At 63.1% G+C, this 24,764-nt stretch carries 28 protein-coding genes and 1 riboswitch; of the genes, 11 read left to right on the forward strand and 17 right to left on the reverse strand.

Annotated elements, in window-relative coordinates; translation table 11 throughout:
- The first annotated feature begins 12 nt into the window (after positions 1 to 12).
- The 6 genes from QO034_RS14510 to QO034_RS14530 all read left to right on the forward strand — a co-directional run bounded on the left by QO034_RS14510 (position 13) and on the right by QO034_RS14530 (position 5,543).
- Entirely contained in the window at positions 13 to 1,371 is a 1,359-nt protein-coding gene (locus tag QO034_RS14510) for a multicopper oxidase family protein (RefSeq protein WP_284486252.1), read from the forward strand.
- Between the two features lie 53 nt (positions 1,372 to 1,424).
- On the forward strand, positions 1,425 to 1,910 hold the full coding sequence (locus tag QO034_RS23285) for a cupredoxin domain-containing protein (RefSeq protein WP_321170012.1): 486 nt from the start codon (positions 1,425 to 1,427) through the stop codon (positions 1,908 to 1,910).
- Positions 1,911 to 1,919: 9 nt separating this feature from the next.
- Positions 1,920 to 2,201, forward strand: coding sequence for a copper-binding protein (locus QO034_RS23290; protein WP_321170013.1), 282 nt, complete (start codon positions 1,920 to 1,922; stop codon positions 2,199 to 2,201).
- Positions 2,202 to 2,269: 68 nt separating this feature from the next.
- On the forward strand, positions 2,270 to 2,674 hold the full coding sequence (locus QO034_RS14520) for a c-type cytochrome (RefSeq protein WP_284486253.1): 405 nt from the start codon (positions 2,270 to 2,272) through the stop codon (positions 2,672 to 2,674).
- A 545-nt stretch (positions 2,675 to 3,219) separates the two neighbouring features.
- Positions 3,220 to 3,729 carry a FecR family protein gene (locus QO034_RS14525; protein ID WP_284486254.1) on the forward strand — a complete coding sequence of 170 codons (510 nt, stop codon included), beginning with the start codon at positions 3,220 to 3,222 and terminating at the stop codon, positions 3,727 to 3,729.
- A 77-nt stretch (positions 3,730 to 3,806) separates the two neighbouring features.
- Complete coding sequence (locus tag QO034_RS14530; RefSeq protein ID WP_284486255.1) at positions 3,807 to 5,543, forward strand: CHASE2 domain-containing protein; 1,737 nt, start codon at positions 3,807 to 3,809, stop codon at positions 5,541 to 5,543.
- Positions 5,544 to 5,948: 405 nt separating this feature from the next.
- Here QO034_RS14530 and QO034_RS14535 read toward each other — a convergent pair whose 3' ends face one another.
- From QO034_RS14535 to QO034_RS14595, 13 genes are all read right to left on the reverse strand, one after another.
- Entirely contained in the window at positions 5,949 to 6,704 is a 756-nt protein-coding gene (locus QO034_RS14535; protein ID WP_284486256.1) for an ABC transporter permease, read from the reverse strand.
- The gene (locus QO034_RS14540; protein WP_284486257.1) at positions 6,704 to 7,387 is read right to left on the reverse strand and encodes an ABC transporter ATP-binding protein; all 684 of its coding nucleotides are present in this window, start codon (positions 7,385 to 7,387) and stop codon (positions 6,704 to 6,706) included. Before QO034_RS14540 ends, QO034_RS14535 begins: the two co-directional genes overlap by 1 nt.
- Before the next feature lie 50 nt (positions 7,388 to 7,437).
- The gene (locus tag QO034_RS14545; RefSeq protein WP_284486258.1) at positions 7,438 to 8,121 is read right to left on the reverse strand and encodes a TenA family protein; all 684 of its coding nucleotides are present in this window, start codon (positions 8,119 to 8,121) and stop codon (positions 7,438 to 7,440) included.
- Positions 8,118 to 9,065: an ABC transporter substrate-binding protein gene (locus QO034_RS14550; protein WP_284486259.1), complete on the reverse strand. Its 948-nt coding sequence runs from the start codon at positions 9,063 to 9,065 to the stop codon at positions 8,118 to 8,120. Before QO034_RS14550 ends, QO034_RS14545 begins: the two co-directional genes overlap by 4 nt.
- A gap of 25 nt (positions 9,066 to 9,090) precedes the next feature.
- Entirely contained in the window at positions 9,091 to 10,053 is a 963-nt protein-coding gene (locus QO034_RS14555) for a HesA/MoeB/ThiF family protein (RefSeq protein WP_284486260.1), read from the reverse strand.
- Positions 10,050 to 10,646 (reverse strand): thiamine phosphate synthase, encoded by a 597-nt coding sequence (locus tag QO034_RS14560; RefSeq protein WP_284486261.1) that lies wholly within the window; start codon positions 10,644 to 10,646, stop codon positions 10,050 to 10,052. The genes QO034_RS14555 and QO034_RS14560 overlap by 4 nt, the downstream gene beginning before the upstream one ends.
- On the reverse strand, positions 10,643 to 11,404 hold the full coding sequence (locus QO034_RS14565) for a thiazole synthase (RefSeq protein ID WP_284486262.1): 762 nt from the start codon (positions 11,402 to 11,404) through the stop codon (positions 10,643 to 10,645). The genes QO034_RS14560 and QO034_RS14565 overlap by 4 nt, the downstream gene beginning before the upstream one ends.
- A 3-nt stretch (positions 11,405 to 11,407) precedes the next feature.
- Positions 11,408 to 11,605 carry a sulfur carrier protein ThiS gene (gene thiS, locus QO034_RS14570; protein WP_284486263.1) on the reverse strand — a complete coding sequence of 66 codons (198 nt, stop codon included), beginning with the start codon at positions 11,603 to 11,605 and terminating at the stop codon, positions 11,408 to 11,410.
- Positions 11,595 to 12,575, reverse strand: a complete 981-nt coding sequence (locus tag QO034_RS14575; protein ID WP_284486264.1) for an FAD-dependent oxidoreductase — start codon at positions 12,573 to 12,575, stop codon at positions 11,595 to 11,597. Before QO034_RS14575 ends, thiS begins: the two co-directional genes overlap by 11 nt.
- Positions 12,568 to 13,371, reverse strand: coding sequence for a bifunctional hydroxymethylpyrimidine kinase/phosphomethylpyrimidine kinase (thiD, locus tag QO034_RS14580; RefSeq protein ID WP_284486265.1), 804 nt, complete (start codon positions 13,369 to 13,371; stop codon positions 12,568 to 12,570). The genes QO034_RS14575 and thiD overlap by 8 nt, the downstream gene beginning before the upstream one ends.
- Before the next feature lie 65 nt (positions 13,372 to 13,436).
- Positions 13,437 to 13,534, reverse strand: a riboswitch (TPP riboswitch).
- Between the two features lie 196 nt (positions 13,535 to 13,730).
- The gene (locus tag QO034_RS14585; RefSeq protein ID WP_284486266.1) at positions 13,731 to 14,147 is read right to left on the reverse strand and encodes a hypothetical protein; all 417 of its coding nucleotides are present in this window, start codon (positions 14,145 to 14,147) and stop codon (positions 13,731 to 13,733) included.
- Positions 14,148 to 14,230: 83 nt separating this feature from the next.
- Entirely contained in the window at positions 14,231 to 14,365 is a 135-nt protein-coding gene (locus QO034_RS14590) for a type I restriction-modification system subunit M N-terminal domain-containing protein (protein WP_284486267.1), read from the reverse strand.
- Between the two features lie 513 nt (positions 14,366 to 14,878).
- A complete protein-coding gene (locus QO034_RS14595; RefSeq protein WP_284486268.1) occupies positions 14,879 to 15,025 on the reverse strand; it encodes a hypothetical protein in 147 nt (48 codons plus the stop codon).
- Between the two features lie 155 nt (positions 15,026 to 15,180).
- On the opposite strand from QO034_RS14595, the gene QO034_RS14600 reads away from it, so the two are divergent.
- Positions 15,181 to 16,890 (forward strand): thiamine pyrophosphate-binding protein, encoded by a 1,710-nt coding sequence (locus tag QO034_RS14600; RefSeq protein WP_284486269.1) that lies wholly within the window; start codon positions 15,181 to 15,183, stop codon positions 16,888 to 16,890.
- A 27-nt stretch (positions 16,891 to 16,917) separates the two neighbouring features.
- Here QO034_RS14600 and QO034_RS14605 read toward each other — a convergent pair whose 3' ends face one another.
- From QO034_RS14605 to QO034_RS14615, 3 genes are all read right to left on the reverse strand, one after another.
- Positions 16,918 to 17,658 carry an SDR family NAD(P)-dependent oxidoreductase gene (locus tag QO034_RS14605; RefSeq protein ID WP_284486270.1) on the reverse strand — a complete coding sequence of 247 codons (741 nt, stop codon included), beginning with the start codon at positions 17,656 to 17,658 and terminating at the stop codon, positions 16,918 to 16,920.
- 48 nt (positions 17,659 to 17,706) lie between these two features.
- Entirely contained in the window at positions 17,707 to 18,402 is a 696-nt protein-coding gene (locus QO034_RS14610; protein ID WP_284486271.1) for a GntR family transcriptional regulator, read from the reverse strand.
- Between the two features lie 78 nt (positions 18,403 to 18,480).
- Positions 18,481 to 19,866 carry an MmgE/PrpD family protein gene (locus QO034_RS14615; RefSeq protein WP_284486272.1) on the reverse strand — a complete coding sequence of 462 codons (1,386 nt, stop codon included), beginning with the start codon at positions 19,864 to 19,866 and terminating at the stop codon, positions 18,481 to 18,483.
- A 103-nt stretch (positions 19,867 to 19,969) separates the two neighbouring features.
- On the opposite strand from QO034_RS14615, the gene QO034_RS14620 reads away from it, so the two are divergent.
- The 4 genes from QO034_RS14620 to QO034_RS14635 are packed head-to-tail and all read left to right on the forward strand — an operon-like array spanning position 19,970 to position 23,728.
- Positions 19,970 to 20,788 (forward strand): aspartate dehydrogenase domain-containing protein, encoded by an 819-nt coding sequence (locus QO034_RS14620; RefSeq protein ID WP_284486273.1) that lies wholly within the window; start codon positions 19,970 to 19,972, stop codon positions 20,786 to 20,788.
- Positions 20,789 to 20,791: 3 nt separating this feature from the next.
- A complete protein-coding gene (locus tag QO034_RS14625; RefSeq protein WP_284486274.1) occupies positions 20,792 to 22,057 on the forward strand; it encodes an aconitase X catalytic domain-containing protein in 1,266 nt (421 codons plus the stop codon).
- A complete protein-coding gene (locus QO034_RS14630; RefSeq protein WP_284486275.1) occupies positions 22,050 to 22,469 on the forward strand; it encodes an aconitase X swivel domain-containing protein in 420 nt (139 codons plus the stop codon). Before QO034_RS14625 ends, QO034_RS14630 begins: the two co-directional genes overlap by 8 nt.
- Entirely contained in the window at positions 22,466 to 23,728 is a 1,263-nt protein-coding gene (locus QO034_RS14635) for an NAD(P)/FAD-dependent oxidoreductase (RefSeq protein WP_284486276.1), read from the forward strand. The genes QO034_RS14630 and QO034_RS14635 overlap by 4 nt, the downstream gene beginning before the upstream one ends.
- Before the next feature lie 22 nt (positions 23,729 to 23,750).
- Here QO034_RS14635 and QO034_RS14640 read toward each other — a convergent pair whose 3' ends face one another.
- Positions 23,751 to 24,743, reverse strand: a complete 993-nt coding sequence (locus tag QO034_RS14640) for a VOC family protein (protein WP_284486277.1) — start codon at positions 24,741 to 24,743, stop codon at positions 23,751 to 23,753.
- Positions 24,744 to 24,764 lie beyond the last annotated feature (21 nt).

The following is a 24,764-nucleotide window of genomic DNA, read 5'->3' on the forward strand; positions in this document are numbered from 1 at the left end:
AGGGCTGATACAATGATGAACAGACGTCAACTGCTGGGTGCCGGAGCCGCGGGAGCGGCGCTGGTATCTTCAAAGACCTGGGGCCAGACCGCCAACATGGGGCTGCCCGAGGCGGCGTTCATGGACAGTGCCGCAACCCAGTCGCCAACGCGCCCGACAACAGGGCCGGACTACAACCCGGTGGTCACGCTGAACGGCTGGACCCTGCCGCACCGGATGAACAACGGGGTCAAGGAATTCCACCTTGTTGCCGAACCGGTCGAGCGTGAACTGGCTGAGGGGATGATCGCGCATCTGTGGGGCTATAACGGGCAATCGACCGGCCCCACCATAGAAGCGGTGGAAGGCGACAGGGTCCGCATTTTCGTGACCAACAGGCTGCCGGAACACACCACGGTGCATTGGCACGGCATGATCCTGCCCTCGGGAATGGACGGGGTCGGCGGTCTGAGCCATCCGGGCATCCCGCCCGGCAAGACCTATGTCTATGAATTCGACCTGATCAAATCCGGTACCTTCATGTACCACCCGCATGCCGATGAAATGGTGCAGATGGCGATGGGGATGATGGGCATGTTCGTCGTGCATCCCAGGGACCCGTCCTTCATGCCGGTGGATCGCGATTTCCTGATCATGCTCAACGCCTTTGACATCGAGCCGGGCACCTATGTGCCGCGCGTCATGACGATGACCGATTTCAATCTCTGGACCTGGAACAGCCGGATTTTCCCGGACATCGACCCGCTGGTGGTCAATCGGGGCGACAGGGTGAGGGTGCGGGTCGGCAACCTGACAATGACCAACCACCCGATCCACATGCATGGCTATGACTTCAAGGTGACCTGTACCGATGGCGGTTGGGTGCGACCCGAGGCGCAATGGCCGGAAGTGTCCATCGACATCCCTGTGGGTGCGATGCGGGCCTATGAATTCGTTGCGGACCATCTCGGCGACTGGGCAATCCACTGCCACAAGTCGCATCACACGATGAATGCGATGGGTCATGACGTGCCGACCTTCATTGGTGTCGACAAGCGCAAACTGACCAGGCAGATCCGCGAATTGCAGCCGGAATACATGCCGATGGGCACCGCCGGGATGGCCGATATGGGTGTGATGGAGATGCCGCTGCCCGACAACACGGTGCCGATGATGACCGGTTGGGGACCATACGGCCCAATTGAGATGGGCGGTATGTTTTCGGTCGTGAAGGTCCGTGATGGAATCGGAGCCGACGATTATTCGGATCCCGGCTGGTATGAAAATCCGCCCGGAACCCAAGCCTATGAATGGACCGGGGAGCTGCCCGATTTCGCGCAGGTTCACGATGCCAAAACCCGGATCACGCCCAAAACCACTTCAAGGGGCTGACCGGGCCTCTTGTCTCATCAACCCAAACGCAACCAAACAAGCAGGATCAGATCATGAAGAAACGACTTCTCACGACCGCCATCGCGCTGGCGCTGGCCGCGCCCGCATTTGCCGGTGGAACCCATGGTAGCGGACATGGAAATGAAATGGAAATCGGCCGACCTGGCGATGACCACCACGCGACCCGCACGGTCGAAATCTCGATGGTGGAAACCGACGACGGCGAAATGCTGTTCGAACCGGGAACGCTGGATTTTGAAAAGGGTGAGACGGTCAAGCTGATCATCACCAACAACGGCGAGCTCGAACATGAGTTCGTGATGGATACCTATGAGAAGAATGAAGAACACAAGGCGATGATGGCCAAGTTCGACATGGAACATGACGACCCCAATTCCGCCCGTCTGGAGCCGGGTCAAACCGCCGAAATCGTCTGGACCTTCTCAAATGAGGGGCGGTTCCAGTTCGCCTGCCTGATCCCGGGGCACTACGAATCCGGCATGCACGGTGCGCTCGATGTTGGCAAACAAGGCTCCTGAGGATCGGACATGAAACTTCTGAAAATCAGCGCCGCAACCGTGGCAATCCTGGCGGCCGCGCTGTCGATGGCGATGGCCGGAACCTTCACCAGGGGCACCGTCAAGAAGGTCGATGAAAAGGCCGGCAAGGTCACCATCATCCACGAAGAACTCGTTGATCTGGATATGCCCGCGATGACGATGGTCTTCCGTGCCGACGAGGAGATGATCTCAAGGATGTCCGAAGGTCAGGACATCGAGTTCGTTGCTGACCGGGTGAACGGCAAGCTGACTGTCATTGAATTGAAATAGCCTTTGATACCCGCGCGGGCCTTGATGCTCTCTTGGCCCGCGCGACAACATCTGAAACGGAACCCACCATGAACAAATACATTGCCGCGTTTGCCGCAATTGCAATCGTTGCGGCGTTTGCGATCTGGATGCGCCCTCAGCCGTCCCAACCTGTTCCTGCCGGAGCGGAGATCAATATTCCGCCTCTGAGTGAGGCGGAAACTCTGGGCAAAATCGCGTTTGACGCAAAATGTGCGGCTTGCCACGGAGAAAACGGTTTGGGGAAGGACGGCGCAGGCCCGCCATTAATTCACAGGATCTACGAACCCAGCCATCATGCGGATTATGCATTTCAGATGGCTGTGGCGAATGGCGTTCAGAGCCACCACTGGCCGTTCGGCAACATGCCACCTGTCGAGGGGCTGACACAGGGCGATGTCAAGGGCATCATCAGCTATGTCAGGGCATTGCAGCGCGCCAACGGCATCCAATAGCAATCGCAGCTGGGGCCATGGGCAAAGGGGTTCTTCAGGTCACAGTATCCAGTTTTCCTCCACTTTGGATTGCAATTCACATGAGGCGAAACTGGAAAGCTGATGACTGGTATTTTCAAGGACGATAGCATCACCTTGCCAGGTGCTGTTGCCATGGGCGCAGCGGCTTCTGACAACGCCGCACATCAAAGGTCTGACAGAAGTGCGCACTCGATTGCGAATCCGGCAGGAATTGCCCTTGCGCTCAGGGTGGCAACCACAGAAGAACGTCCGACTCTGGTCCCGTCCGCTCCGTTCAGGGTGCAAGCGGCGGTCCCGATGTTCCGGGCTGGGGTTTCGCTTTGATCTCCCGGAAGGTTTCGTTCTGCCGCATGTCGCCGGCCTCGACGGTGTTTCAGAGGGGCATGCCGAAAACGCGCGGAACCGGGTTTGACCGCCCAAGCACCCTGGCTGTCGTCGGATCCGTTCTGTGAAGCCCGCTGGTATGTGCTATCCTGTGCGCAATTGACCAAATTTTCTGCTCTTCAAATGACAGGTTGTTTGCCATGATTTTTGCACGAACGATCATTGTCTTGCTGCTGCTGGCGTTCCAGGTGGCGCAGGCTGGTGCGCAGATGCCGGACAACTGCGCTCTGACCGCCGTTTCCGATCCCGACCGCTATGTGCTCAGCTGTGCCGGAAATCTCGTGATCGAGATGGACGCCGCGACAAAGATGGGCATCGTCACCAATCGTGACGGTCATGCGGAACGCGTGACGCTGACCCAGGGCACGATTCTGATCGACGTGGAGCCGGGTGGAGCTGCCCCGCAAATCCGGACGCCGCACGCGATCGCGGCGGTGCGTGGAACCGTCTATGCGCTGGATATCCAATCGGAATCGACGGCGGTTTTCGTCCTGCGCGGCGTGGTCAATGTGCGCCATCTGCGCGGGTCGGGCGGATCGGTGGACCTGGGCGCGGGGCAGGGCGTTGACGTTGCTCCGGGGCAGGCTCTGGAGGTCAAGACCTGGGGCGACTCGCGGGTTCGCGAACTGCTGTCACGTTTCGGGCGGTGAGGCAGCCAAACAGACGGCGGCTGATCCTGGGTGCGGTTGCCGCGATTTGTGCCGCAGTCTGGGCTGCGACGATCGCAATGCCACACCGCGCGGGCCTATCCAGCCTTCTCGACCCGCTGGAAACAGCGCTGGTCAATCTGCGGTTTTCAACCTTCGGGGCAATCGAACGTCCGGACAACGTGGTCATCGTTGCCATAGATGATGCCACGCTAGCGGTCGCGAACCCGTTGGGACAGGGCCGTCAGACTCTGGCGGAAATCATCGATGCAATTGCGGCGGCAGGTGCGTCGGTGGTTGGGGTGGACATCCTGCTGACCGACACGGGAAGTTCTTCGGGGGATCGGGCGCTCGCCGCCGCGCTGGGAAACCGGCCAACAGTCATCGCCGCGGCTGGCAGCTTTGCCCCCGATCCGGCAGGGCAGGGGATTCCGGTCGTTCAGGATTTGCTTTGGCCACAACCCATGTTCACGGATCTCTCCGATGTGGGTATCGTCAATATTTCGACCGATCATTCTGGCACGCCGCGGCATGTGCCGATGGCTTTCATGACGTCCCGAGGCCTCCAACCCTCGTTCGTCGTCCAAACCGCAGCCTTGTTCACAGGCGATACGCCGAGTTTGTCGACCACGGCGCTGACGCTGGGTGAGCGGGTCATTCCGCTGGATATCGGGTTGCAGATGCCGTTGCGGCTGGCCGGCCCTACAGGAACCGTCACCACCATCCCGGCAATGGATATTCTCGCTGAATCCGCTTCAATGGACCTTTCCGGAAAGGTGGTCATTCTCGGTGTGACAGCGACCGGGCTTGGGGATCGGTTCCCGACACCGTTCGATCCCGACCTGCCGGGGGTCGAAGTCATGGCGACCGCGGTCTCTCAGCTCGTCGGCGGCGACTTGCTGCGTCGTGACGATATGGTCCGGCGCCTTGACGTGGTGTCTGCCATCCTGCTGGCAATGATCTGTGTCGTCCCGGCGCTGCTGCTGCCACTGTCAATCGGCGTTCCTCTGGCCGCGGGCGTTCTGGCGCTGTGGGTAGCGGTCGTTTGGCTGGTTTTTGGCCTTGGCATCTGGTTGAGCGCAGCGCTGCCTCTGGCAAGCGCCGGTCTCCCTTCGGCGCTGGCAGGGATGCTCCGCTACACATATGAAAAACGTCGGGCGGCACGCTCGGACAGGGCGGTTTCGGCGCTGAAGAAATTTCAATCTCCGGCATTGGGCGACCGTATCACCCAAGACCCGGACTTCTTGCTGGTGCCGGAGACCCGCAATTTGGTGGTGTCATTTGTCGATCTGACGGGATTTACCCAGATCTCGCAGGATTTGGGGCCGGAAGACTCCGAAGCCTTTCTGAAGAAGTTCCACATATTTCTGGAACAAACAGTTGAATCGCGGGATGGCATTGTTCTGAACTTCATGGGAGACGGTGCGCTTCTGGTGTTTGGCATGTTCGAGCCATCCGGCAACCCTGCGGACAAGGCGTTGCAAGCGGCCATAGCTATGGCGCGGCAAATCCATGCGCTCGGGACGGCCGAAGGGTTCGCGCGCCCTTTGAGCTGCCGGATAGGATTGCATTGGGGGGCGGTCGTCCTGTCACGTTTGGGCGGCGACCTTCAGCAGCAGCTCACGATCACCGGCGACAGCGTAAATCTCTGTAGCCGCCTTCTCGAAGTTGCCAAGTCCGAATCCGCGACAATCGCGGCGACAAGTGACTTCATCGCCTGTCTCAGCGAACCGTTGCCGTTGCCCGTGAATCACTCCGCCACTCATTCGGTCCGAGGGCGCCATGGAGACGTGCGCTTGTCTTTCTGGCTGCTCTGACGGGCCGGAACAACCGTGTGCAGTCTCATTTGCAATCTGGCAGAGACTCAGAACTCTTCATGTACAAGGTTCAAAACGACCGTTTCTCCAAAGATGGTCCCGCGGTTCGCAAAAACCGACCGCGAAAGGGGAGAGGTCTACAGGGCCGCACCGGCGGCCCGATCTGAATACCGGCGTTACCGTTGGGCGGCGCCGGACACTGCAAGGGCAGATGTCAATGATGATGATCGAAGGGAACCGCTGCCAGGACACCCCTAAAATTACACCACCTTGACGGACGTGACCCGAATGACAGTGCCGTCAGAAGAATCCAACCGGACGGCGAGAGCCAGTTTCCGGACCCGTCCACCTATATGAAGGTCGGGAACCACCGCAGTCGCCAAGCGATGACATCGACAGATCCTATCAGGCCGACGAAAGCCGCCTCACCGACCATCGGGAAAGCGCCTCGACGATGACCCAGAGCGCGAGAGACAGTGTGGCAAGCACGAACAGCGCGGCAAACATCAGGGCGGTCTGGCCCCGGCCATTGGCCATCAACATCAGGTGGCCAAGCCCTTGCGACGAACCGACCCATTCGCCGATCAGAACGGCCAGCGGGCCATAGACCACCGCCAGCCGCAAGCCCGTGATCAGCCCCGGCACAGCATGGGGCAGGCGCAACAGGAGCGTTTCGCGCCAGCGTTCGGCCCCTGCAAGGTGGGACAGGTCGGCAAGGCCTGTGGGCAGCGCCATCAGGCGGTCGAACAAGGCAGAGGCTACCGGGAAATAAGTTACGAGGGCGATGGTCACGATCTTGGACGGCATGCCGTATCCCATCCAGAGCGTGATCACCGGCGCCAGCGCAAACACGGGAACCGCTTGCGCCACCACCAGCATGGGGCGCAACAGCCACCGCGCCCGTCGCGACAGCGTCAGCAGCAGGGCCGTCTCCACCCCCAACACGATGCCGATGACAAGCCCAAGCCCGAGATTGCCCGCCGACCACAGAGCATTCTCCCAGATCAGTGCGCCATTGTCCCAGAGCGCCTGCGCGACAAGACCCGGCCCCGGCAGGATAAAGCGCGGCACGCCGGTCAGACCGACCACGGCCTGCCAAAGGGCGATTGCGACCAGAAAAGCTGTCGTGCCACGCCAGAACCTGCGTCCCACGCTTCGCATCAGGCGGCCCTGGGGGCGCAAAACCGGCGCATCCGCTGCAACAGCGCGGCTTGTGCGGCGAGGGTCGCCGCAGCTTCGGGTGCGCGGGGCGGGATATCGTCGGGCAAGCCGCATGGCGCGATGCCCTTGCGCGAGACGATCCATGCCCGGTCGGCCAGCCGGATCGCCTCGGCGGGGTCGTGGGTGATCAGAACCACCGTGCGCCCATGCAGCAGCCGCGCCGCCATGTCCTGCATCCTGTGGCGCGTCAGAACATCCAGCGCCGAGAAGGGTTCGTCCAGCAGAACGACGGCGCGATCTTCGTAAAGCGTGCGTGCGAGCGCTACGCGCTGACGCTGGCCCGCCGAAAGTTGCGCGGGTTTGCGGGCTGCTCGGTCTCCCAGGCCGACATCGACAAGCAATCCGCGCGCCAGGTCGCGCTGCGGGCGGTCCCCGCGCAGGCGCGCGCCGATCATGACGTTATCCAGCGCGCTGGCCCAGGGCAAAAGCTGATCGTCCTGTGCCATCATCGCCACGCGGGGGGCGAGAGGGGCGCCGTCGCTTGCGGCGATCCGCCCGTCCAGCCGGGCCGCGCAGGGCAGCCCGGCGATCAAGCGCAGCAGCGATGTCTTGCCGACCCCGGACGGGCCCAGAAGCACGCTCCAGCGTTCGGCGGGCAAGGTGAGATCGAAGGTGTCGATCATCTCTGCGCCTCCGGCCCATAATGCGCCTGACAGGTGAATCGCAGGGGCGGTCATCGCGGTGCGGGCGCGCTTGCCATGTCCCAGAACCCGATCTCAAGGCGCGTCGCAGTGGCGAACCTGGCCTGAAGCGTTTCGGCGCGCGGCAGATCCATCCAGCCCGGCCCCAGACGACGCAGGAGCGCCCCGTCGATCAGCGTGCCGACCTCGTGGCACAGCGCCTGATAGTCCGCTCCTGCATATGTCGCGCACCAATCCGCATAGGGTCCGGTGCTGCCTTCCAGCCGCCGTCCGATCTCGCCATAGCCCAGAACGCAGGGGGCGAGCGCGGCAAGCAGATCGAGGAAATCGCCGGAATAGCCCGCCTCCAGCACATAGCGGGTATAGGCGAGGTTGCCCGGCGCCTCGGGCGTGGCCTCCAGCGCGGCGCGGTCGATGCCGTGCTTTGAACAGGTCTGCACATGCAGCGGCATTTCCACATGCACCAGCGCGTGGACCGTGGCGCTGGCTGCGGCCATTTCATCCAGGGTCTCGGCCTTGGCCGCCGCCAGCGCCCAAGCGCGGGCGAAATGGATCAGGAAAACATAGTCCTGGCGGAGGTAGTGCAGGTAGCTTTGCTGCGGCAGGCTCCCGTCGCGCAGGCCTTCGACGAAGGCGTGATGGGTATAGTCGACCCAAGCCTGTCCCGTGCCCGCGCGCCACAGGCCGAAGGCGCGCCCATAGTCGGGGCCGGTCATTGCGCCGCCTGCGCGGTGACATCGACCACCAGATCGGCTGCGGGAATGGCGGTATTCACGGCGCCCTGCGCCACCAGAAACGCCTCGAACCGGTCATAGCGCCCGTGATCCACCGCGGCCGGGCGGGTGGCGAAACGCGGCCAGGTATCGCCCCAGGCGCGGGTGTTCAATTCGTTGCGCAGCTCGGCGCTGGAGGCGAAGAATCTCTCGCCCGCCGCCTCGGGATCGTTCAGTATATCGGCCGTCGCGCGTTCGGTGGCCAGCAGGAAGCGCGCAATCGTGTCGCGGTCCAGCCCGTCGGCGCGGGCCACGTAGATCAGTTCGTCATAGGAGGGCACACCCTCGGACTCGGGATAGAAACAACGCCCTTCATGGCCCTCGATCTCCATCTGGTTCAGCTCGAAGTTGCGGAACGCGCCAATCACGCCATCGACCTGTCCGGACATCAGCGCGGGCGAAATCGACCAGCCGATGTTGATCTGTTCCACGTCACCGACAGACAGGCCGTTGTGGTCCAGCATGGCCGCCAGCAGCATTTCCTGCACACCGGCCACGGCAAAGCCCACCTTGCGCCCGGCCAGATCCGCAAGCGATTGCACGGGCCCGTCGGCACGCACGACAAGGCAGGTCAGCGGCGTTTCGATCAGGGTGCCGACCCGCACCAGATCCAGACCTTCGCGGCGGTTCAGATGCAGTTCGGGTTGATAGCTCACCGCCAGATCGACACGCCCCGCCGCCGCCATGCGCGGCGGATCGTTGGGATCGGCGGGGGTGACGATCTCGACCTCCAGGCCGGCATCGGCGAAATAACCCATCTCCTCGGCCAGGATGATCGGCCCGTGATCGGGATTGACGAACCAATCCAGCATCACTGTCAGCCGGTCCTGGGACAGGACCGGGGTGGCGATGAGGCCAAGGGCGAGGGCGGCGAGAATGTGTTTCATGGAAAACCTCCAGGTCTGATCGGGTTCAACAGTCGGGGAGCGCGACAAGCGCGATGTCTCCGTCCCAGCGATGGCGCAGGGCGGTGGCGGCGTGATAGGCGCGCAGACCGGTCCGGCAGGCCAGCACGACGCGCGCGCCGTCGTCGGGCAGCGCCAGCTCGGAAAGCGCATCGGACGACAGATGCAGCGCGGCGTCCCGAAACGGGGCCGGGGCCTCGGAGCGCAGGTCGATCACGAGATCGGAGGGCGTGATCTGACCGGTGGCGATAAAGCGGGCGGGGGAGGCCGGTTCGGGTGCCGCGTCGAAGCGAAAGCCGGACATGCGCCAGTTTGTGGCATCCCAGACCATCATCTGCCCCAGGGGCGAGGGAGCTAATTCCAGCAGGATTGCCAGCGCCATCTGCGCCTGCATGGCCCCCATTGCCGCCACCACCGGGCCGAGCACACCGGCGGTGGCGCAGGTCGTGGCGGTTTGCGGCAGATCGGGAAACACCGCCCGCAGGGATGGCGCCGTGGCGCAGAAGCCGCCGACATAGCCCGACAGCCCCAGTGCAGAGGCGGACACCAGCGGTTTTCCTGCAGCAAGAGCCATATCGGACAGGGTGAAACTGGCTGCGAAGGTATCGGCGCAATCCAGCACGACATCCGCGTGCTCCACCAGGGCAGGTGCATTGGCGGGCGTCAGCCACGCGCATTCGGCAGTCACCGACACCTCGGGGTTCAGCGCGGCCAGGGCCTCTGCGGCGGCCTCTACCTTGGGGCGTCCGATATCCTTCATTTTGTAAAGCGGCTGGCGGTGGAGATTGCTTTCGGCCACCGTGTCGCCGTCGATCAGGGTGATCGCGCCCACGCCTGCGCCCGCAAGGTATTGCAGCACCGGCACGCCCAGGGCCCCGGCACCCACCACCAGAACATGCGCCGCGCGAAGCCGTGCCTGCCCGGCATCGCCGACCTGGCGCAGGGCGATCTGGCGAGCATAGCGGCTCATGCGGTCACCTTCAGCCAATCGCCGAGGCGGGCCTCGGGATCGGCGTTCAGGGTGATGTCGGTGACGGCCGCCACCGTATCGGCCCCCGCCGCAAAAGCCCCCGGCGCCCGTGCGACGGTCATGCCGCCGATCGCGCACAGCGGGATATCCCCGATCACGCCCTTCCATTCCGTCAGCCGGTCAATCCCCTGCTCGGTCCATTTCATCTTTTTCAGGATGGTCGGATAGATCGGTCCAAGCGCGATGTAGTCCGGGGCCAGCGTCAATGCGCGGTCCAGCTCGGCGCGATCATGGGTTGAAACACCCAGCTTCAGCCCCGCGCGCCGGATCGCGGGAATATCGGCAACATCCAGATCCTCCTGGCCCAGATGCAGCCAGTCCGCACCCAGGTCGATTGCCAGTTGCCAATGATCGTTGACGACGAGCGCGGCGCCGTGACTGCGGCAGAGCTCCAGCGCCGCGGATATTTCGGCGCGCAGGCTCTGCTCCGGCCGGTCCTTGATCCGCAATTGCACGAGCCGCACGCCAAGGGGCACTGCGCGCGCCACCCAATCCGCGCTGTCGAAAATCGGATAGAAACGTGGCAGCGTCATAGCCATGCCTTCCCGATCAGGGGTGTCGAGGGGGCGGCCATGTCGCGCACCCCCATCGGGCCGGATGCGGCCGCCAAGGCCCCTGCCTGCGCCCCCAGCGCAAAGGCGCGCGCCATGGCGGCGGGGTCGTCCGCCTCGGCCACGGCGGTGTTCAGCAAGACGGCATCGAACCCCATCTCCATCGCCCGGGCGGCGTGGCTGGGCAGGCCAAGGCCCGCGTCGATGACCATGGCCACATCGGGAAAGGCCGCGCGCAGGGTGCGCAAGCCATGGATGTTGTTCAGCCCCATGCCCGACCCGATCGGGGCGCCCCAGGGCATGAGCACGCGGCAGCCGGCCTCGACCAGCCGCGCGGCCAGCACCTGGTCCTCGGTCGTGTAGGGGAACACCTTGAACCCGTCGGCGCACAGCGCCTCCGCCGCCTCCAGCAGGCCGAAGGGATCGGGTTGCAGTGTGTCGGCATGGCCGATCACCTCCAGCTTGATCCAATCGGTCCGGAAATATTCGCGCGCCATCTGCGCGGTCGTGATTGCTTCGCGTGCGGAATGGCAGCCGGCGGTATTGGGCAGCAGATGCACGCCAAGCCCGCGCACCATGTCCCAGAAAGCCTGGCCCGCGCCCTGTTCGCGGCGCAGGGACACCGTGGCAACCGATGCGCCGCTGCTGCGAAAGGCGGCCTCCATCGTTGCGGGCGAGGGGTAACGCGCCGTGCCCAGCATCATCGGTGTCTGCAACGTCACGCCATAGAAATCGCGCATCGCTCAGCCCCCCTGCATCGCGGTCAGAACCTCGAGCCTGTCGCCGGGCGCTAGGGGCGTGTCGCACCGCGCCGCCGCAGGCACAAAAGTGCCGTTCAGCGCAGTGGCCACGCGGAGGTCGCTCCAGCCCAGTTCGGTCAAGGCTTTGGCCAGATCCGTGGCGGCGATGTCGCGCGGCTCGCCATTCACTTCAATCTTCATGGAAAAGATCCCCCGTTTTGCCTGTGGAAAGAAATTCGGCGGCCTGTTCGGCCAGCGCCGGAGCCATTAGAAAACCGTGCCGAAATAACCCGTTGAGATGCAGGATGCGCCCGCGCCGGACCACCCGCGGTACATTGTCGGCAAAGGCGGGGCGCAGGTCCGCGCCCATTTCGAGAATTTCGGCCTCGGCGAAACGGGGGTCGAGCGCATAGGCCGCCGAAAGCAATTCCAGCGCCGAGCGTGCGGTCACGCCGCCGCGTGCCCCGGTTTCGATCTGGGTCGCGCCCAGCATGAACCGACCGCCCGCGCGCGGCACGACATAAAGCGGATGGCGCGGATGCAGCAACCGGATGGGGCGCGTCAGCGTGATTTCATCCGTGCGCAGCACGATCATTTCGCCGCGCACTCCGCGCAACCCCGCCAGATCGCGCCGCGCGGCCAGCCCGCGACAGTCGATCACCGGGCCATCCAGCCCGCTCGGCTCGGCCATGCCGGTTTCAACCGTGACGCCCGATGTGGCGAGCGCCTCCACCAGATCGGCCAAAGCCTGCCGCGGATCGAGATGGGCTTCATCGGTAAAGAAAAGCCCGCGCCGATGTCGTCCGCCCAGATCGGGTTCAAGCGCCGTGATGGCATCCGGGTCGCAGGTCACATGCCCCTCGGTGCGCGCGGCAAACCGGTCCAGTTCGGCCCGGTCGCGCTCGGGCGCCAGAACAAGCGTGCCCTGTTCATGAAGTTCCGTCACCTGCCTCCAGAGCGCCGCCGCCTTGCGCCCATGCGCCACGATCAATGGCTCGGCCAGGGCGCCTTCGCATTCGGGCGCCAACATGCCCCCCGCCCACCACGAACAGCCATGCGGGCCGGGCGCGCCTGTCCGGTCGATCAGCCGGGGGCGCAGGCCGCGCGCAAGGCAGGATCGCGCCGCCCAGAGTCCCGCGACACCCGCGCCGATGATCGTGACATCAGACATTGCGCCAGACCGCATGGAAGTGATGGACCGGTCCATGCCCGGCACCGATGTTCAGGCGGTCAGCGGCGGCAATTGCCGCTTGCAGATAGCTGTGGGCGGCGCGCACGGCTTCCGGCAGGGCGAGGCCCAGTGCCAGTCCCGCCGCGATGGCCGCAGACAGGGTGCATCCCGTGCCATGGGTGTTTGTTGTAGCAATGCGGCGCGCCGACAGTCTGAGAACGTCATCCGGCGTGACCAGAAGATCAACGCAGTCTGCGCCCGAACCATGCCCGCCCTTCATCAACACTGCCCGCGGCCCCAGCGCCAACAACGCGCGGCCCTGCTCCAGCATCGTAGCCTCGTCCCCGGCCTCGGGCGCGTCCAACAGGCGCGCGGCTTCGGGCAGGTTGGGGGTCAGGACATCCGCCAATGGCAGCATCTTCGCGCGCAACACCGCCACGGCGTCATCGGCCAGCAATGTATCGCCTGACTTCGCAATCATGACTGGATCAAGCACCACCGGCGCCATGCAGCGCGCCAGACCCTGGGCCACGGCGTTGATACTGTCGGGCCCGCCCAACATGCCGATCTTCACCGCCCCGATTTCAAGATCATCGAACACGGCCGCCATCTGTGCCCGGATCATCGCCGGGGTGACCGGCTCCACGGCCGTGACCGCGCGGGTGTTTTGTGCCGTGATCGCGGTGAGCACGCTTGCCCCGTAAACATTCAGGGCGCTGAAGGTCTTGAGGTCGGCCTGAATCCCGGCCCCGCCACCGCTGTCGGAGCCCGCTATGGTCAATGCTTGAAACGCCATGCGCGCCCCCATTCAAAAAAGGGCCAATGGCGTGGGGGGGTACGGAAAAGCTTAAGTGGCGCGTGCCAAGCCTGTCTTCCGTTCCCTACGCCGGTATGACCCGGATCAGGTTCGATGGGTCGGCTTTCGCCTCTCAGCCATGACGGCACCCCAACGGATTGGGTCATGGCTATTTGCTAGCGAACCACGAGTCAACCAGATTGCCTGCGAGAGCATATCGAGTGACGGAGAAGGTGATGTCACAGGAACTTGGCTTGAGGCGGGCAGCACGGCCCTTGACCATGATACTGATGGGCTTCGTCGTCGTCGCTATCACCGGCCTGCCGCCTTTCCCGGCTTCTGGGCAAAATGGGAGCTGATCATGCAGTTGGCCGGCCGCCGCGCGGGGCTGTCCGGCCGGAGGCGGCAGCAACGGCCTGACTTCTGATATTGGACGTTAGTGCGGCCAAGGCCTTCGCGACCGGGGTCTGCGGCGTCGACAAATCCTCATCGTCTTCGCCGTCGCCTTCCTCAGGGTCCTCTTCTGGAGCGAGCGTATCGAGAAAGCGTGCGAAGTCGGTCGGCAGCCCGCGATCATGGTTGAGCCGGAAATTGATGTGACGGCGGATGCGTTCGTCTGACTCGGTCCGCAAGGTCGACAGTGGTCCTTGGACAGATCCAATGAAGCGGACAAGTTCGAGGAGGGCACTGGCAATGGTAAGCCGCTGTAGACGGCCGAGTAGGGCTTCAGCTTCATTGCCGATACGAGCAACATCCGCGCGCTTGGATTTTTTCAATGTCTCGGCGGCGGCGGTGAGGTCGGACCAGAACTCCGCAAGCTGCCATTCGTCGAAGTCAAGGAACCAATCGGTCTGCGCGGTTATTTGTCGGAGACATATTTGATGAATAGCATGAATAGGACATAGTCTTTGTATTGGCTGGCATCCATGCCTCCGCGCAATTCATCACAAGATGCCCAAAGTGATGAATAGAGGTCTGATTTCTCAACTGCCATTGTGTGTTTTCGGCCCGATATTGTCGAAGGTTGCCAAGGTGGCCCTTCGGTATGATTTGATTTTCCGGACCAGAGTAGCGATCTGAAGGGACGTCTGCCAGAGCCAACTGCCAATAGGTTCCAGGCGCTTATGTTGCTAGAGCGCAGCAGCGGCTAGAAGTGCGTGCCGCCGCCCCCAAAAACAGCGTCTTGTCGGTTCCACTCAATCGGGAACGGCTCCAGCACCCGAGCCAGCGTTGCCTCTGCAGGATGCCTACCGTCCAGGATATGCCACGCGCGGCTCCACCGGCGCGGTGTACTTCAACAGCGAATTCACCGTGACCGAGGGGCAATATGCCCGGCGCAAGATCTTCACGTTGATCGGGATTCACAGCCCCAAAGGTCCGGATTGGGCCAACATGGGTCGCAGCCTGGTACGCGGCATGCTGAACTCGGCGCGCGGGATTTCCGACAAGAACATGTCGCCCGAGGCGCAGGCAGCAAGGGGTGCGAGTGTGTTACGTGAGGGACGTATCATTGTTCGATCTCGGGAACGAGGCGATTATTGGAAGCTTGTTCGAAGGCGTATGCATAGCCGAGCCAAGCGGCATCCTCGCCCTGCTTGCCGATCAGGGTGACGCCGACCGGCATTCCGCCGCTTTCGCGGCCAAGCGCCGCCATTAGCCCACCAGCGGAGCGCGCGCCCATCCACGGCAGACGGGCAGCCCAAGGGGCGAGTAAATCGCTTTATTGTATTTCATATTGTGCATCATGCTGTATACAAATGTAACTCAAACCTGAAAACGACCAAGTGGAGCATGCTGGTGGAACAAGAGATGACGGGTGCCCGGGCAATTCTTAAGATGCTGGAGTTGCACGGCGTGAAGCATGTCTTCGGGCTGCCCGGAGAGACAACCATCGGATGGTACAAGGAGTGGCAGGAGGCGTCAGATATCGAGTACGTGCTGACCCGCGATGAACGGACGGCGTCCTTTGCGGCGGAATCCTACGCCAAGGTCACCGGTCGGCCCTGCGTGCTCGAAGCGCCCAGCCCCGGGGTGACCCACTGCACGCCTGGGATCACGGAGGCCTATCTCAGTTCGGTTCCGGTGATCTTTTTCAGCTCGGACATTCCGGTCAACCAGGACAAGAAGCACGGGCTGACCGGCGTGGATCAGACCGCGCTCTATGCCAGCATCTGCAAGGAGAGTTTCCACCTAAGCAAGGTGCAGGACATTCCCTTTATGATGCGCCGTGCGTTCCGCGTGGCTACCTCTGGGCGTCCGGCGCCGGTTCATATCCGCGTACCGATCAATGTCTTCCATGAAAAGGCGGTGCTGTCCGATCTCTACGCCGAGCCGGAATATCAACATTATCCCGCGCATCGTCCGGTCGCGAACCATGGCAAGGTGCGGGAAGCGATCGACGTTCTGCTGGCCGCCAAGAAGCCGGTGATCGTTTGCGGGCAGGGCGCTTTGATCTCAAAAGCCACCGACGCCGTTCTAAAACTTGCCGAGACGCTTCAAATTCCGGTGGGAACGACGACGCCGGGAAAGGGGACGATCCCGGAGACCCATCCGCTGGCGCTTCGCGTCATTGGTGCGCGGGGGGGAATGGAGTATTCCAACGGCTATGTCCATGACGCGGATACGGTCTTTTTCATCGGGACGAATACCGACTCGAGCGGAACGGACCATTGGAAGCTCTATGGCGATCCGAAGAGCAAGACTTTCCTGCATCTCGACATCGCGGAAGCCCATATCGGCAACAACTTCCCGGTGAAGGTGGGGCTGGTCGGGGATGCGCGCGCGACACTGGATTACATGAACGAGATCCTGGAGGCCGATCACGGGGAAGTGGCCCGCGATCTGGTCGATCTGACCGAAATGAAGCGCACCGCACTTAACGCGGTGTTCAATTCCAACATCCCGATGCCTGCCGGAACGGTGTCGCCTGTGAAGCTGTCGCAAGCGCTGGACACGATCCTGCCCACCAACGCGATTGTCACGTCAGAGCCGGGCGTCAGCGCCATTTACCCCTCGGCTCTCCTCTCGGTGCGGGAGGCCGGACGGCGTTATATCACCAACTATTCGATGGGGGCGCTTGGCTATTCGGTCCCGGCCGGGATCGGTGCCGCCTACGCGTCGGATGGTCCGATTATTTCCTTCACCGGCGACGGTTCGCTGGCCTTTGTGTTGGGTGATTTCGAGACCATCAAGCGCAGCGGAAAGAACGTCACCGTGATCCTGACCCGGAACGATACGTACGGCTGGATCAGAGGAGAGGCGATCTTGCTGGACGATGTGGATGCGCCATGGATGACCGATTTCGGTGCCGTCGATTACCTGAAAGTCGCGGAAGGATTCGGGTTTCAGACGGCGCGCATCACCAGCGAGGATCAGATCGAGGCGGTTCTACGCGACGCCATCGAAAACCCCGGCGCCAGCTTCATCGAGATGATGGTTCCGTCGCAGGATCAGATCGTTCCGTTCGTGCCGCCCTGGGTGCGTGCAGCCAAAGAGAAAAAGCTGCCGTACTTCTATTGAGGCGGCGGTGCGACAGCCGCCGCTCGCTCAGAGCGTCAGCCCGCCATTCACATGCAGGGACTGGCCGGTCACGTAGCCTGCCGATTCGGAAAGCAGGAAGGCGGCGACTGCGGCGACCTCGGCAGCGAGGCCCAGCCTTGCCATCGGGATCGTGTCAGTAACCTTCGCCCATTGCTCGGGCGTCAGGGACGACGGCGTTCCGGTTTCCTTGGTGATGAACCCGGGTACGACCGCGTTCACTGTGATGCCGCGTGGTGCCAGATTGGCGGCGAAGGTGCGCACCTGCGCTTCGAGCGCGGCCTTGGCAGGGGCGGTGGGGGCGTAGCTGTGGGTCTTGGACCGGTGCGCACCGAAGGCGCTGACGCAGAGGATCCGGCCCCGCCGATCCGCCAGCTTCGGCGCGACACAACTGCACAGACGCTGGAAGGCGACCGGCATGGCGTCGAGCGCGGTTCGAAGTGTGGCGGGGTCGGTCGAGCCGACTGTTCCCAGTTTCGCGTAGCCCGCGGCGAAGGCAAAACCACTCAGAGCGCCGTCGGGCAAGGGGTCCAGCCAGGCGGCGACCTTCTCGACAAGTGCTTCGTCCTGAGTGAGGCCCAAACACGTAGAGACGGTCGCTCCTTTCCGTTCGCAGGCATCCACAACGCGTGCCAGCCGGTCGGCATTCGAGCCTGTGTGCAACAGAAGTTCGGTGTCGGGCCCGGACAGTTGCTGGGCAAGGGCCGATCCGATGCCCGATCCCGAACCGATGACGATGAAACGGTTCATGAGTTCAATTCGATCCAGATTTCATCAGCCATCGGAAGCAGCTGCCGATCACGCCGAGGCTCGGGTATAGACATGCCCGTAGGCGGCTTTGACGGCGGCCAGAATGTCTTCCTTGCGATGCAGGATGTGCTTGCGCATCGCCGCCATCGAGGCTTCGGTATCTCGGGCGCGTATCAGTTCGAGTATCGCGAGATGCTCGCTCTGCGTGCGGTCGCGCCGGCCCTCCATGGCGATCCAGCGGATCAGGTGGATGCGGTCGTTCAGGTTGGATAGCATCTGCCTGAGAACCTTGTTGCGCGACAAAAGCGCGATCGTATCATGGAAGCGGATGTCCAGTTCGATCAGATGATCTACGGATGCATCTGGAGATTCCGCCATGCTGCCTTCGAGAAAGTCCGCCAGGTCCTGCAACTCGGCGTCCTCTGCCCTCTCGCAGGCCAGGCGGACGGAGGCGCATTCGATCTCCACTCGCGCTTCGAAAAGGTCGAAGACCGCTTCCGGTTCCAGACCCGGGACCGAGAAGCCGCGCTCGCGGTCGATCAGCATTCCTTCCGCGACCAGGCGGTTCAGGGCTTCCCGCAACGGGGTGCGGCTGATCTGAAGTTCCTTGGCAACCAGAACCTCGTTGATTTTCTGACCCGGAAGGAAATGCGACCTAAGGAGTTGTTCCCGCAACTGGGCGTAGGCTCTGTGGGACGATGATCCTTGATGGGCGCCGTCGGCGTTCTTCTCGTCAGTGCTCATGGACCGGCGCCTCGCGTCAAATAATGTATTCCAAACTGTATGCATCGCGTCCGGGGCCCGTCAATGGTCGCGCCCAGATCAAGCATCCGGGGCCTGCGCGAGTATGGCCGAGAGATCACGGACATCGGGTGCTTCGTGCAACGCATCACAGGCGCGGGCGAGGGCCTCGCGGCGGGCCAGCGAACAGACCGTCGAGGTGACGTCCTCGAACTTCCGCTCGAGTTCTTCGCGGGAGAGGGGCTCTTCGGGGTAGCCGCGTGCCACTTTCGACGTCGCAGAGAGAGTTTGGCCATCCTTCAGGGTCAGGGTGACTTCTCCCATGTAGAAATCCGGGAAGGCCTCGTTGAACTCGCCGGTATCGCGGATCACTTCGGCGTTTGCGGCAAGGCGGGCGACCTCCGGTTCGGTCTCTCGTCGATCCACGAAGAGATCGAGATATGAAAGCCGTCCCATCGCAACGCGTACCGGCAAGATGTATTGCGCGGAATGCCCCTTGAGCGGGTTGTCATCTACGCAATGGGCTCCGGCCTCGGCAAAGCGCAGGGTTATCTTTTCAATCTGGTCAGCGGTCAGCGCATTGTCATCCAGCAGCCCGACAAGGGCGTCGAGCGCCGGGTGCAGGAAGGAAACGGAAGCGTAGGGTTTGATCGCCAGTTCCATGACTCCGTCCCATACGGTGCCCAGCCCGTCCGTCAGGGGCGCGGGATCGGCGACGCCGCTATAGGCGTTCAGCACATTGTGCCCGCCATCGAAGATGCGGTCGGGCGCGCCGAAGCCGCGTTTGGCCAGCATCGCCGACATGACGCCGTTTCGTGCCGCCAGACCCATCTGGAAGGGACGGGCATCTTCGCGGGGGTCGTCCTGCCAGGCAAGAAGGCCGGAGGTCTGCAATGCGGCGAGACCGAGCGCGCGGACGGTTTGTTCTTCGTTCAGCCCGAGCAGATAGGAGGAGGCAGCGCAGGCACCGAAACTGCCCGCGACGGCGGAGGGATGGAAACCGCGGTCATAGAGTTCACGCGGGTTCATCGCCATGGAAACCCGATAGGTCATCTCGCATCCGACCGCGACGGCTGCCAGCATTTCCGCCCCGGTTCTTTTTTCTGCTTCCGCCAGCGCCAGAGCCGTTGGGATCATTACTGCGATGGGGTGCAGGATCGCCTCGGGGTGGTGCGGTTCGAAATCGGCGGCATAGCCCAGCGTGCCGTTGGCAAGTGCCGCGCTGACCGGATCGACCTTGCGGTCTCGTCCGATCAGTGTACAGGGGCCATTGCCTGCGATCTCTTCGGCAAAGCCTCCGATCCCCTGCGCGGCGGTGACGCTTTCGTGCGTCGCGGCGCAGAGCACGCCGATCCCGTCCCTGGCCAGTGTCCTGGTGTAGGTCATCACCTCATCTGGGACCTTGGAGGTCGCGAATTCCGCGATGAAAGCGGCGAGTCTTCGGGTGACGGGGGCATAATCGCTCATGGCAGGACCTTAAAGGGGACAGGCGGATTTCTATTTGCATATTTCTTTGTATACATGACAGAGTACATTTGGCAGTCAAGGTGTTGATGGAGGCAACCTGCGGATGGCGGGCGAGACGCGGATCGTGTTGGGCGGGTTCGGGAATGTGGGGCAGCAAATCGCCTCACGGCTGGCCGCGGACCCGTCGGGCGCCATACGCATCGTCGCGATCGCCGCCCGTAACAAGGACAAGGCCGCTGAAAGCGCAGCCAGGTTTGGTCTGAACGTGCCGATCATTTCGGCCGCGGAAGCGCCGGAATACGATGCCACACTTGTCGAATGTGCGACCTATGACAGTTTCCGCGACGTGGTGGAGCCGACTTTACGCACTGGTGGTCGTGTGCTGGCGGTGAGTGTCGGTGCGCTTGCGGTGAACTTCGATCTGATCGACATCGCCGAAGAGACCGGAGCCAGGTTGCAGATTGCGGGCGGCACATTGCCGGGGCTCGATATTATCCGCGCCGCGTCGGAAGGCGAAATCACCTCCGTAACCCTGACATCGCATATCAACCCGGCTTCCTTTGCCCATGAGCCTTTCATCCATGAACGAGGCATCGATCTAGTACCGGCAGAGACCGGTCCGGTCGACATCTTCGAGGGCAGCGCGCGTGAGGCGGCAGGACATTTTCCGCGTCATTTCAACGTGGCGGTGACGCTGGCGCTGGCGGGGATCGGGCTGGACAGGACACAGGTGCACATACGTGCCGACGGTTCGCTGCCGGGAGCGCGCCATACTCTGACCGTCGAGGCCAATTCGGTCTCGCTGGAAATGACCTCGCAAAACTATCCCTCTCCACAGAACAACCGCACCAGCATGGTCGTGGCACTCAGCATCCTCGCCGCGCTCCGTCGCGAGACGGCGACCGTACAGATCGGCAGTTGATCCATGCAGCTGTCGGACCATGATCTTGGATTGCTGGATGGCGTCGGCGGCGATGCCGCCCGGCAGGCGATGGAGGCGCTGGTCCAGTTGGGCGAAGCCTATGATGCGCCCGATATGGTCGAGATCGGATACGCGCATATCCATGCTGGTATGGCGCTCTACAAGGGCGACGTCGAACTGATCGAAGCCACGGCGCAGGGCGGGGCGAAGATGGTGGTGCCGACCTCCACTAACATCACCAATGCAGACATGGGGGATTGGCAGGGCACAGGTGCGCCGGACACGCTTGGACTGTTGCAGAAGCGCGCCGAGGCCGCGCACCGCGCCATGGGCAGCGGCACGTCCTTTACCTGCACGCCCTATTGGGCCGGGCACTGGCCGACATGGAACATGCATATCGCCTCGATAGAGAGCGGTGTGACGGTCTTCGCCAATTCCGTCCTCGGCGCGCGATCGAACCGCGACGGGTTCTTTGCTGTCTACGCGGGAATGACCGGCCGCTATCCGCGCTTCGGCCTGCATCTGGACCGCAACCGCCAGCCCACGCATCGGGTGACTGTCACGGCGCATCCGATGGGCACGGCGGAGTTCACGGCACTTGGCTATGCCATCGGGCTGACCGTCGGCTCGGGCGTGCCTCTGGTAACGGGACTTCAAACGCGACCTTCGCTGGATGAACTGGACGCGATGGGCGTGGGCATGGCGACCTCCGGCGGCGTGGCCATGTTCATCGTCCCGGGCGTGACCCCACCGTTCAATGAGGACGCCGATGTGCCGGGTCTGACAGAGGTCGAGGTGGGCGAGGCGGATCTTGCGCAGATCTTCGATGGTTTCTGCACCGGCGACGAGACCGGCTTCGATCTCGTGCATCTCGGCTGTCCCCACGCCTCATTCGAGGAGATGAAGCAATACGCCGCCCTGCTGTCGGGGCGTCGGATCGCGGAAGGCGTCGAGCTTTGGGTCACGACGAGCCGGGCGGTGCGCCAGATGGCGCGAGAGGCCGGTCTGCTGGCCCCGATCATGGCATCGGGCGCGCGGGTGGTGACGGATACCTGTCCCATCTCCTGCCATTTTGCCTGCACCTGTTCTCCCGATCCCGCGTTGGGGGTGAAGCCGCCGAGCCTGCGGACAATCCTCGTCGATAGCGCGAAGCAGGCACACTACGTCCGCGACATGATCCAGTGCCCGACGCTTTTCACAACCAGCGAACTGGCGGTGGAGTCGGCAGTTGCCGGGCGCTTCCTGCCACGGAACCGGCGCAATGCCTGAGGGCGTCTGGCAGGCCCGCGGCGTGGTCGGTGGGCAGGCGGAAGGCGCGGCACTAGTTTCGCGGACGGCGCTTTCCTTTCTTGGGGATTTGGACATCTGTTCCGGAGTCGTTGTCGGACGATCCAGCGATCTGCTGGGAGCGTGCGTCACCGGGCGTGTGCTGGTTTTGCCGGCCAGTCGGGGATCGGCAGGGGCGTGGCGGTTCCTTTTTCAGTTGAAGGTGCATGACAGTCACCCGGCGGCTCTCGTGCTAAAGGAACTCCCCGATCCATCGGTGACGCAGGGGGCAATCCTGTCAGGGGTGCCGATGGTGGTCGAACCGGAAGCGGAATTCTGGGAGGACCTGCGCGACGGGGATCTGTTGCAGGTCGACGGGACCATTGGGCGCATCGCGCGGAGGAACGCGGAATGAAAGCGGACGTGACCGTCATCGGGGCGGGAATCATAGGGGCTCAGACCGCCGTGCAGCTTGCCGAGCGCGGGCTGAAGGTACTGCTTGTCGATCCTGGTCCTCCCGGGGGAGAGCAGGCGGCGAGCTTTGGGAATGCGGCTTGGTTGTCCTCCCATTCGGTGACGCCGCCATCAGCCCCGGGGATATGGAAACAGGTGCCGCGCTGGCTGAGCGATCCTCTGGGTCCGCTAAGCATCCGGCCAGCATACCTGCCAAAAGTTCTGCCATGGCTCCTGAGATATCTCGCGTCGGGTTCGACCGAAGAGAAACTGCGCAAGACCGCGTCTGAACTTCGCAGCCTTCTGAAAGATGCACCGCGGGTGCATGCCGAAGTGGCGGCGCGCGCCGGGGTGCCGGAACTGATCAATGCCGAAAGCGGTTTGATGCATGTCTACCGCGACAAGTCCGGTTACGAGGCAGACGCGCTTGGCTGGCGGATACGGCGCGAGTTGGGGATTGTCTGCGAGGAAATCGAGGCCGACGAGCTCGCGCGGCTTCAGCCCGATCTGTCGGGGGATTACCGGTTTGCGGTGAACGTTCCGGAGGCGGGCCAGTGTATGAACCCCGCCGCCTATTGCGCGGCACTGGTCGATTATTCGCAGACCAGGGGTGCGTCTCATGTGGCGGCCCGGGCTGTTGGCTTTCGCTCCGAAGGCGGCAAGCTGATGGCCGTCAGGACAACGCAAGGCGAAATCGCCTGCGACGCGGCCGTCATTTCCTGCGGTGCGCGTTCTGCGGGCCTTGCGGCCGAGGCCGGCGACCGGGTGCCGCTGGAAAGTGAGCGCGGGTACCATGTGACCGTTGAGGGAGGATCGGATCTGACGGGTCCAACGACCTCGGTCATGGTGAGCGACCGCAAGGTGGTGATCAGTCGACTTGCATCGGGTGTCCGCTGTGCCGGGCAGGTGGAAATTGCAAGCCCGGATGCCAGCCCCGACTGGCGGCGGGCGGAGATCATTCGCACGCATTTGGGGGCAGTGTTTCCGGGGCTGGATGTCAGCGAGGCACGAGTCTGGATGGGGCTGAGGCCGAGTCTGCCCGACGGCAAGCCGGTGATAGCGGCGGCGCGTGGAATCTCGAGCGTAGTGCATTGCTTCGGCCACGGCCATGTCGGACTTGTTTCCTCGGCCCGCAGCGGATTGCTGGCGGCACAGCTTGTCACCGGAGAGACACCGGAGATCGACCTGACCCCGTTTGCGGCGGCGCGTTTTCGGAGGTGAGATGCCGAGAACCGGCGCGGTTTCAAACGGGATCGAAAAGCCAGACGCCTGCGCCAAGCGCGGGATCGAAGGGAAGCGCGAGCGATCCGTCGATCCATCGGGCACCGGAAAGGCCGGCGAGGGTGGCTGTATCCGCCATACCGATGCGCAGGCCGACAAAGCAGGATCGGCCAAGCTCGACATGAGTGCCCACGATGGCGGCGGCGGTTTCCTCGGGAAGAATCTCCAGCGCGCCACGGTCCAGCGTGATGCGTAGAGCCGCGCCATGACGCTGTGCGGGCCGGTCGAACAACCGGGCGTACCGGGAGGCCGCTTCTTCCGGGTCCGGGGCGGAGAGCACCATCGCCCGAAGCGACTGAGCGCCGTTGTCATGGGTCGTCCAGCGCGTCTGCCAGAGCGCGGATGGGTTGTGATGGGTCAGGAACTGCACCCGGCCTTCCGGCATCACCCCCGCTGCAAGCCGCGCGACCGTGAAGGCGGCGGTCTCGCGCGCGGCCTCGGTCTCGATGTCGCGGGAAAAATGGACGAGGGGGCGCATGTCGAAACCGGCTTTGGCCAGTCGCGCGTGCAGGCTTTCGGTGTCCGCAACCCCAAACGCCGCAAGGTGCAGCCCGGCGCGACGTTCCAGTGCGGCCTTGAACTCGAGCCCGATCGTCGTGTCAGCGGTGTGGATCAGGAACTCCAGGTAACCCTCCGGCAACATGATGCAAATGTTGCCCGTCCCGGTCAGTCGCGCTTCTCCCGTTTCCGGGTCTGGTTGAACTTGCTTCGACAGCGGCGTTACAGTGAATCCCATATTGGCCAACGCTGCCTGCGCCGCCTCGGCATTCGCAACGAAGTGGCCGGAATGGTCGAGGAAGACTTCCTCGGCATCTGGCAGGTTGGCATTTTTCATAAACGAATTCCTGACTTTGGTCGCCTTCCACAATGGGGCGCGGGAAAAGCCGTTGCAATGCACTCTTGTCTGTATATTGTGCTGTATACAATTATCGCGCTGCTCCTGCAGCGCACTCACGACAAAGCGGACCGGCAACCC

Origin of the sequence: Sedimentitalea xiamensis (genome assembly GCF_030164465.1) — a bacterium.
GTDB classification, from domain to species: domain Bacteria; phylum Pseudomonadota; class Alphaproteobacteria; order Rhodobacterales; family Rhodobacteraceae; genus Sedimentitalea; species Sedimentitalea xiamensis.

Bases quoted from the DNA above. Each gene is read 5' to 3' on its own strand.
- QO034_RS14630 (WP_284486275.1), top strand. From the start codon at position 22,050: ATGCCTGAGGGCGTCTGGCAGGCCCGCGGCGTGGTCGGTGGGCAGGCG.
- QO034_RS14610 (WP_284486271.1), bottom strand. From the start codon at position 18,402: ATGAGCACTGACGAGAAGAACGCCGACGGCGCCCATCAAGGATCATCG.
- thiD (WP_284486265.1), bottom strand. From the start codon at position 13,371: ATGGCGTTTCAAGCATTGACCATAGCGGGCTCCGACAGCGGTGGCGGG.
- QO034_RS23285 (WP_321170012.1), top strand. From the start codon at position 1,425: ATGAAGAAACGACTTCTCACGACCGCCATCGCGCTGGCGCTGGCCGCG.
- QO034_RS14520 (WP_284486253.1), top strand. From the start codon at position 2,270: ATGAACAAATACATTGCCGCGTTTGCCGCAATTGCAATCGTTGCGGCG.
- QO034_RS14620 (WP_284486273.1), top strand. From the start codon at position 19,970: ATGGCGGGCGAGACGCGGATCGTGTTGGGCGGGTTCGGGAATGTGGGG.
- QO034_RS14590 (WP_284486267.1), bottom strand. From the start codon at position 14,365: ATGGCAGTTGAGAAATCAGACCTCTATTCATCACTTTGGGCATCTTGT.
- thiS (WP_284486263.1), bottom strand. From the start codon at position 11,605: ATGAAGATTGAAGTGAATGGCGAGCCGCGCGACATCGCCGCCACGGAT.
- QO034_RS14560 (WP_284486261.1), bottom strand. From the start codon at position 10,646: ATGACGCTGCCACGTTTCTATCCGATTTTCGACAGCGCGGATTGGGTG.
- QO034_RS14545 (WP_284486258.1), bottom strand. From the start codon at position 8,121: ATGACCGGCCCCGACTATGGGCGCGCCTTCGGCCTGTGGCGCGCGGGC.
- QO034_RS14550 (WP_284486259.1), bottom strand. From the start codon at position 9,065: ATGAAACACATTCTCGCCGCCCTCGCCCTTGGCCTCATCGCCACCCCG.
- QO034_RS14510 (WP_284486252.1), top strand. From the start codon at position 13: ATGATGAACAGACGTCAACTGCTGGGTGCCGGAGCCGCGGGAGCGGCG.
- QO034_RS14575 (WP_284486264.1), bottom strand. From the start codon at position 12,575: ATGTCTGATGTCACGATCATCGGCGCGGGTGTCGCGGGACTCTGGGCG.
- QO034_RS23290 (WP_321170013.1), top strand. From the start codon at position 1,920: ATGAAACTTCTGAAAATCAGCGCCGCAACCGTGGCAATCCTGGCGGCC.
- QO034_RS14540 (WP_284486257.1), bottom strand. From the start codon at position 7,387: ATGATCGACACCTTCGATCTCACCTTGCCCGCCGAACGCTGGAGCGTG.
- QO034_RS14565 (WP_284486262.1), bottom strand. From the start codon at position 11,404: ATGCGCGATTTCTATGGCGTGACGTTGCAGACACCGATGATGCTGGGC.
- QO034_RS14635 (WP_284486276.1), top strand. From the start codon at position 22,466: ATGAAAGCGGACGTGACCGTCATCGGGGCGGGAATCATAGGGGCTCAG.
- QO034_RS14625 (WP_284486274.1), top strand. From the start codon at position 20,792: ATGCAGCTGTCGGACCATGATCTTGGATTGCTGGATGGCGTCGGCGGC.
- QO034_RS14535 (WP_284486256.1), bottom strand. From the start codon at position 6,704: ATGCGAAGCGTGGGACGCAGGTTCTGGCGTGGCACGACAGCTTTTCTG.
- QO034_RS14595 (WP_284486268.1), bottom strand. From the start codon at position 15,025: ATGGCGGCGCTTGGCCGCGAAAGCGGCGGAATGCCGGTCGGCGTCACC.
- QO034_RS14555 (WP_284486260.1), bottom strand. From the start codon at position 10,053: ATGAGCCGCTATGCTCGCCAGATCGCCCTGCGCCAGGTCGGCGATGCC.
- QO034_RS14525 (WP_284486254.1), top strand. From the start codon at position 3,220: ATGATTTTTGCACGAACGATCATTGTCTTGCTGCTGCTGGCGTTCCAG.
- QO034_RS14600 (WP_284486269.1), top strand. From the start codon at position 15,181: ATGACGGGTGCCCGGGCAATTCTTAAGATGCTGGAGTTGCACGGCGTG.
- QO034_RS14605 (WP_284486270.1), bottom strand. From the start codon at position 17,658: ATGAACCGTTTCATCGTCATCGGTTCGGGATCGGGCATCGGATCGGCC.
- QO034_RS14530 (WP_284486255.1), top strand. From the start codon at position 3,807: ATGCCACACCGCGCGGGCCTATCCAGCCTTCTCGACCCGCTGGAAACA.
- QO034_RS14615 (WP_284486272.1), bottom strand. From the start codon at position 19,866: ATGAGCGATTATGCCCCCGTCACCCGAAGACTCGCCGCTTTCATCGCG.